This is a genomic window from Limisphaerales bacterium, assembly GCA_014382585.1.
Taxonomy (GTDB): Bacteria; Verrucomicrobiota; Verrucomicrobiia; order Limisphaerales; family UBA1100; genus JACNJL01.
This window is the reverse complement of the sequence record JACNJL010000059.1, coordinates 42,742-49,943: the sequence shown is the minus strand read 5'-3', so window position 1 is coordinate 49,943 and position 7,202 is coordinate 42,742. Positions and strand designations below refer to the sequence as shown.

Below are 7,202 nucleotides of genomic sequence, written 5' to 3'. Positions count from 1 at the left end.
CCACCGTGTCGAGGTGATGCTCTACCAACTGAGCTAACCGCGCATCTGAAGCGTTCTGTGTGCCAAAGCCTGCGCCCAGAGGCAAGCTCATTCGGCGCAGACAACCGCCTCCACATTAGCTCATACCGGAGATCACGTTCACATCCAAGAAGGCCATGCCGTTTGTCCCAAGGGTAACGTGGCGGACGGTGGAATTTGGGGAGCGCGCCCAAAAGCTTGAAGCCACATGCCGAATGATTGGGATGGAGCGGGTTAGACATTTTCGTTGGAACAGCAAAGTAAAATTCGTCTGAAGGGTGTGGCGCGGCCTCGGGCACTTGCGATTCCTTTCCGTAAACCCTAGACTGATTGCGCATGGCCGATCAGCCCAACATCATTTTCATCATCACCGATCAGCAACGGTACGATACCATCAACGCGTTGGGATTTCCGTTTGTGGACACGCCGCACATGGACCGGCTGGTGCGCGAAGGCGTTTCGTTTTCCAATTGTCATGTGGCGGCGCCGTCCTGCGCTAGTTCTCGGGCGAGCCTATTCACCGGTTACTTTCCGCACACAACAGGGATCCTAAAGAATGCCGATGCGTGGCGGCGGAGTTGGGTGAATCAACTGGCTGATGCCGGGTATCATTGCGTGAACGTGGGGAAAATGCATACGTGGCCATTCCAGACGCCGTGCGGGTTTCATGAGCGGTACGTGGTGGAGAACAAGGACCGTTTTCTTGAGGGGCGTTATTATTTTGATGAATGGGACAAGGCGCTGGCGGCGCGCGGTTTGGTGAAGCAACAGCGAGAACTCTACCGCGAATACGAAAACTACCACGACGCGTTGGGGGCTTTCACTTGGGATCTTCCGGAAGAGACGCATTCGGATTTCTTCGTGGGCGATTTCGCGCAATGGTGGCTGCGCACAAAGCCGGTGGACAAGCCGTTGTTTTTGCAGATTGGGTTTCCGGGGCCCCATCCACCGTACGATCCCGTGCCGCGACATTTGGAGGCCTATGCGGATCGTGAGCTTGAGTTGCAGCCCGTTACTGACGCGGATTTGGAAAGTCAGCCGCCGCCATTTAAGTCCATGCGCGAGCATAATGTGGAGGTGGACCACGATTCCGTGGTGCATTCGCTGAACCCAACCGAGGAGCAACGCCTGCGCCAGCGCCGGCATTATCTGGCGAACGTGACGATGATCGATGAAAAGCTCGGCGAATTGATGGCCGGATTGGAGGCCAAAGGGATTCTCGATAATTCGATTGTCATCTTCACCAGCGATCACGGCGATTGCTTAACGGATCACGGGCACAGCCAGAAATGGACGATGTACGATCAAATTGTGCGCGTACCGATGTTGGTTTGGGCGCCGAGCCAATTTGCCGGAGGCCGGGAGGTGAATGGGCTCATGCAAAGCATGGACATCGGCGCGGCAATTCTGGAAATAGCTGGGGCCGATCAACCGGAAGGCAATGAGGCGGTGAGTGTGCTGCCGGCCTTGCGCGGCGAGGAATGGGGTGGGCGCGATTACGTGTACGCGGAACAGATGACGGATGGGATTTATACGGACGGGCCGTTCATGACCATGATTCGCGATCACGATTGGAAGCTCGTGCATTTTCTGGATGAACCGTACGGGCAACTGTTCGATCTACGGGTGGACCAGGAAGAGATGAATAATCTTTGGGATTCGCCAACAGGCGCTGAGGCCAAATCGCGGATGCTGGCCGAGCTGCGCGAATGGCACATACGCAGTCAGGTGCGAACGGCTCAGTGGTCGGAGGATTGGCGTTGAGCGAGGCGGAGGTGCGTCAGCCGCCGGAGAAGATCGCCGGGATACTCCGCATGCTGGGCCCGGGCCTGATCATGGCCGGCGGTATTGTGGGTTCCGGGGAACTGATCGCGGCTACGCATACCGGGGCCAAGGCGGGATTTGTTTTTCTCGGGCTAATTATTTTCGGTTGTGTGATCAAATGCTTCACGCAGGTCGAAATGGCGCGTCACGCTATCGTCAAAGGCGAAACCACGCTCGGATTGCTGAATCGTCTGCCGGGCCCACGTCTGAGAGTGGGACGGTTTAAGGGCAACTGGATCGTGCTGTTTTGGGCTTTCACCATGATTTTTGGGTTTGGGCAGTTGGGCGGAATTGTGGGCGGGGTTGGGCAAGCTATGGCCATTGCCATGCCGATCACCGAAAAGGGGCAACGCTACAACGAGGCCGCTTCGGCGCGGGCGAAGCTTCAGGTGATCGATCAACAGATCGCGGTTGGGGCGAATCCGGAGTCCGCCGAGAAACGGAATGTGTTGGCGGGGCGAGTTGACGGATTTGACTTCGAAAACAAACCGGTGGATGACCGGGTATGGGCTCTGATCCTTGCGCTCTTAACGGCGGTGATGCTAGTGCGAGGCGGGTTCGGGTTTATCGAAGCGTTTGCCGCGATTTTGGTGGGCGCCTTCACGCTGGTGACGATCGTCAATTTGTTCGTGCTACAAACACAACCGGAATGGGCCGTGCGAGCGGCCGATCTGAAGGCGGGTTTGGGTTTGGGTTTTTTGTCTTCAGGTTCTGAAAAACTCGGGCTCGCTTTAGCGACTTTTGGGATTATCGGAGTGGGCGCAGCGGAGATCGTGGCCTATCCGTATTGGTGTCTGGAAAAGGGGTATGGGCGATGGACGGGGAAGCGGGAGAAAAATGAGGGCTGGTTCGCACGGGCTCAAGGATGGATCCGGGTGATGCAGTGGGATGCCTGGTTGTCGATGGTGGTCTACACTTTTTGCACGGTGGTTTTTTATTTGCTCGGCGCGGCGGTGCTGGGGCGCTTGGGATTGTTGCCCGAAAAGCAGGATCTCATTCGCACGCTCTCAGTCATGTACACGCCGGTGTTCGGTGGATACGCGGTCGGTGTTTTCCTGATGGGCGCAGTGGCGGTCTTGTTTTCCACGTTCTTCATTTCCAACGCCACCAAGTGTCGCTTGTACACGGACTTCGCGGCGATCTCCGGATTGGTGAAATTGGATGATGCCCAGCGCGAGAAATGGGTGCGTGGGTTTGGGGCGGCGCTGCCGTTGATCTGTGTTTTGGTGTATGTCATTTGGCCAAACCCGGGGAAGCTGGTGGTGATTTCTGGCATGTTCCAAAGTCTGTTGTTGGTGCCGCTCGGGTTTGCAGTGTTGTGGTTGCGCTACCGGGAAGGGGAGGCCAGATTGCAATCGGGGCGCGCGTGGGATGTGATGTTGTGGATTTCGTTTATCAGTTTTGTGGGCATCGGCTTGTATCTGGCTATTACCAAGCTGGGGAAAATTTTCGGTTGAACCAATCCTGCGCCCAAAGGCCCGCTCGGCGGGAAGACGGCACTACAATCCGCTTAAGGTAATTCTACTCCTCGGGGCCATTCTAAGCGCAGTCAATCGCATTGTTTCCATAAGTAAGCCTCTTAAATAATGGCAGGCCAAACGCCGAAATGCGGACAAGCCCTTGGCTTTATGCCTTTTGATGATATGGAAGTATAGACTTTAATGGGTTACGTCACCAAACGGGGCTGATATAGCTTATCGCAAATGAAACAACTTCTATTGATAATTGCTGGAATGGCGTTGGTGGGGGTGCCTCTACTCCAAAGAATCCGAATTGGGTTTCTGATCCAAGCGATCCGAATAATGTCAAGATTGAGAACACGATTCGTGTTAAAATCAATAAGCCGAACGGAATGCTTACCAAGTCTGACTTGGAGAGCGTGACGTTATTGTTTCTAATCAACAACCACCTAACCAGCGTAGCCGGGCTGGAGAAACTGACAAATTTGAAGGATTTGCATCTTAATAACAACCCGCTAACCAAATCCCAAATTGATGGCTTACCGAAGGCGTTGCCTAAGTGCAAAATCTCAAGTACCCCTACGAAGTAATCATTCCAGTCCGTAAATGTCCTTCTTCCACTGGCGATCACGTGCAGCCTGATTCCTTCAGGCGCTTCCTGATGTTGATGAGTGCATCCAGTTCTGTGCCGAATCCGTTTGCTACTGCCAAAAAAAAGTGGCGTTTACTGCTCCCGGCGGTGTGTACAAAATCCAACGCTTGGCCGATGAGTTGGATTTAATTCGCAAGCTCAATCGAGGGAAAATCAAGTGGACAGCGGAGCGCCAACATTCAAATTATGTTTCAAACAATAGGCGGTGTTGTCGACGTATTTTTGGGCCCACGGCTTTAGGTCGGCGCGTTCATCTTCAGTGAGAGGGCGGATTACTTTAGCGGGGCTGCCGAGGACGAGCGAGCCCGCGGGGATTTGGGTGCCGCCGGTGACGAGTGCGTTCGCGCCGATGATGGATTGGGAGCCGATGACGGCGCCATCGAGGACGGTGCTGTTCATTCCGATGAGACATTCATCGCCGATGCGGCACGCGTGGACTACCGCGCTGTGACCGATGGTGGTCCAGTTGCCGATTTCGCAGGGGTAATCATCGGCGAGATGGACGACTGTGCCGTCCTGGATATTGGTGTGATGGCCGATCTTGATGAAGTTGATATCGCCGCGCAGTACAGCGTGATACCAAACGCTGGAGTGATCGCCGAGGGTGACATCGCCCACAACGACTGCGGTGCTGGCGAGGTACACGCCTTTGCCGAGATTGGGTTGGCGGCGGAGGTGTTGTTCGAGTTGGGGATCGAGTTCGCCCATTGGCGGAGGGTGGCAGGGCGCGAGGGGGTTGTCGGCAAAAAAAGCCCGCCGGTCTGTTGCCAGAGCCGACGGGCTACCCAACCTGTCTATAATGTCTTCCTCCTGTTCGACTGCCTGAGTGGCGTGTCTGATATTGAGACGAGCTAGCGAAAGCTTTATTCACCCACCAAAGTGGATTTTTATGCGCATCCTGTTTGGGGCTAAACTCGCCTAGAACGGGCGTTTTTTGATGTATTCCTCGGGTATTTTACCGGTGAGGCTCTTGAGGAATGACACGATATCCCCAAGCTGTTCACCGGTCAATTCGCGGCCAAGCTGGTGTTTGGCCATTTTGGTGACAGCTGCTTCCAGCGTCTTTGCGCTGGAATCGTGAAAATACGGACCGGTTTTTTCAATATTCCGCAATGATGGCACTTTGAAGAACATCTTAAACGCATCATCGCCCACAATCGCCGAACGCCCCGGATCCCCTTGATTCGGCCAAGGCTTCACCAGACCGAGCTTTTGATAGCTATTCCCGCCCACCAATGGGCCGGTGTGACAGGTCACGCAGCCGGTGGTGACAAACGTTTTCAGGCCTTTTTGTTCTTTTGCAGTGAGTGCGGAGGTTTTGCCGGCGAGATATTCATCAAACCGCCCTGGTGTCACCAAATTCCGCTCAAACGCCCCGATCGCCGTGCCGACATTCATAAACGTCACCGCATCCTTATCCCGTGGAAACGCCTTCTTAAAGAGCGGCGGATATTCCGGGATGCCCTTCAGCTTGGCCACCACGGCGGCGGCACTGGGCATTCCCATCTCTTTTCCGGCTAAAATGGGGCCTTTTGCCTGTTCTTCGACTGTGGCAGCACGGCCATCCCAGAATTGGGCAATATGGAAAAACGCGTTGTAAGTGGTTGGCGAATTTCGCCCCACCGGTTTGCCGGGCACGCCCAGCGAGAAATCCAGCCCATCCACGCCGTATTTATCGAGCAAATGGCACGAATTACAGGCGATTTTATTGTTACTGGACAGGCGTTTTTCGTAGTATAAATGCCGTCCGAGATCGACTTTAGCCTGATCCTCCCCGCTGCGTGGCAGGCGATCCAGTGCCGTGAGCGGCGGTTGGAAAATTGAGCGCATCGCAGCCGGCACCGTTGCCCCCTGAATTTGACCCAAAAATAGAACCAGCGATGAAATCGTAAGCGCGCGTAATATGGATTGTTTCACGAACCGAGAAATTGTGTTTTTTGTCGTAAAGAATCAACTTCTAAAAATGTACGGACACGTATTTTTTTGTGAAAATGTGCTTGCATCGGTGATGCGAAATAACTTATTAACACCGCCACGCGCCTTTTTGGGCGCGGGGTTTATGCTTCGGCATTTCCCCATACAGTAAACTGCAGTATAAAGTTAACACCTACTAACAGGAGTAAATGAAAAATATGAAAATGAATAAATGGACCATGGGTCTCGCTGCCGCTGGCATCGTGTCCCTTTCGTCTGTCGCTCAGGCGCAAGATGCCGCCACGGGCGCAGAAGCCGTGGCCGCTTCCACAACCCTGAGTGGTTATGTGAGCACTGGCTACAAACGCACCAACGGCGCGGCCCCTACAGGCTACTTCCGGGCCGCTGAAGACCGCAATGCGTTCAGCATGGACGTGGTTGACTTGAAACTTTCGTCCGCACAGGGCGACGGCGCCATGGACACCGGTTACACCGTTGAGCTGTGGATGGGCCCTGCTGCTGGTGACATTGGCACCGCAGACACTGGCGTGACTGATGGCTCTGTTGAGCTGATGCAGGCCAACATTGATCTGCGGATCAGTGGGATTGACCTGAAAATTGGTCAGTTTGGCACAGTGGTTGGCAACGAAGTCTACAACTACAACGAGAATCCGTTCTACACTCATTCTTGGGGATTCGCGATTGAGCCGACTCATCACACCGGTTTGCTGGCTTCCTACACCGTGACTGACGACCTGCAAATTGGTCTTGGTCTGGCTAACTCAACGAGCGCTGCCATCAACGCAAAAAGTGTTGGTTCGAGCAAGACTCTTCTTGCTACTGTTTCCTACACTTTGCCATCCGGCACGGGTGCCTTGGCTGGCACTAAGCTGTACTACGGCCTCGTGCAAGGTGACGCCGATGGTGCCTCAAAAGGCAACGACGCGTATCACTACGCTAGCGTTGAGCTACCGGAGTTGGTTGCGAATCTCGGCATCAAACTGGTCTGGGATCACGTGGAAAAGGAGACGATTGAAGCTGACTCCAACGTTGTTGGTTTGTACCTCGACTACACGTTGAATGCAGACACCACGATCAACGTTCGTTACGAAACGGGCAACCTCAACACTACCTCTGGGGCCGCACAAGGATTGGGAACAGCCAACGCTGATAACCTTCAGTCCTTCACTGTCGGCGTGAACCACAAGATCTGGGATAATGTTATCTCCCGTATCGAGTATCGCAATGATTCGGTGGATACCTCCGGTTCTGTTGATGATACGCAGGACGTGGTTGCGTTGAACTTGATCTACACTTTCTAACTCACTGTTAGA

The 7,202-nt window shown here is 54.2% G+C and carries 6 protein-coding genes; 4 read left to right on the top strand and 2 right to left on the bottom strand.

The features are described from left to right. The first annotated feature begins 354 nt into the window (after window positions 1-354). From H8E27_13875 to H8E27_13865, 3 genes are all read left to right on the top strand, one after another. The gene (locus tag H8E27_13875) at window positions 355-1,782 is read left to right on the top strand and encodes a sulfatase-like hydrolase/transferase (GenBank protein ID MBC8326702.1); all 1,428 of its coding nucleotides are present in this window, start codon (window positions 355-357) and stop codon (window positions 1,780-1,782) included. Further along, a complete protein-coding gene (locus tag H8E27_13870) occupies window positions 1,728-3,299 on the top strand; it encodes an Nramp family divalent metal transporter (GenBank protein MBC8326701.1) in 1,572 nt (523 codons plus the stop codon). Before H8E27_13875 ends, H8E27_13870 begins: the two co-directional genes overlap by 55 nt. Window positions 3,300-3,694: 395 nt before the next feature. Beyond that, window positions 3,695-3,892, top strand: coding sequence for a leucine-rich repeat domain-containing protein (locus H8E27_13865; GenBank protein MBC8326700.1), 198 nt, complete (start codon window positions 3,695-3,697; stop codon window positions 3,890-3,892). Between the two features lie 215 nt (window positions 3,893-4,107). On the opposite strand, the gene H8E27_13860 is transcribed toward H8E27_13865, so the two are convergent. Continuing rightward, window positions 4,108-4,662, bottom strand: a complete 555-nt coding sequence (locus tag H8E27_13860) for a gamma carbonic anhydrase family protein (protein MBC8326699.1) — start codon at window positions 4,660-4,662, stop codon at window positions 4,108-4,110. A 210-nt stretch (window positions 4,663-4,872) separates the two neighbouring features. Continuing rightward, window positions 4,873-5,784, bottom strand: coding sequence for a c-type cytochrome (locus tag H8E27_13855; GenBank protein MBC8326698.1), 912 nt, complete (start codon window positions 5,782-5,784; stop codon window positions 4,873-4,875). A gap of 308 nt (window positions 5,785-6,092) precedes the next feature. Here H8E27_13855 and H8E27_13850 point away from each other — a divergent pair, with 308 nt between their 5' ends. After that, the gene (locus tag H8E27_13850) at window positions 6,093-7,190 is read left to right on the top strand and encodes an outer membrane beta-barrel protein (GenBank protein ID MBC8326697.1); all 1,098 of its coding nucleotides are present in this window, start codon (window positions 6,093-6,095) and stop codon (window positions 7,188-7,190) included. The last annotated feature ends 12 nt before the right edge of the window (window positions 7,191-7,202 follow it).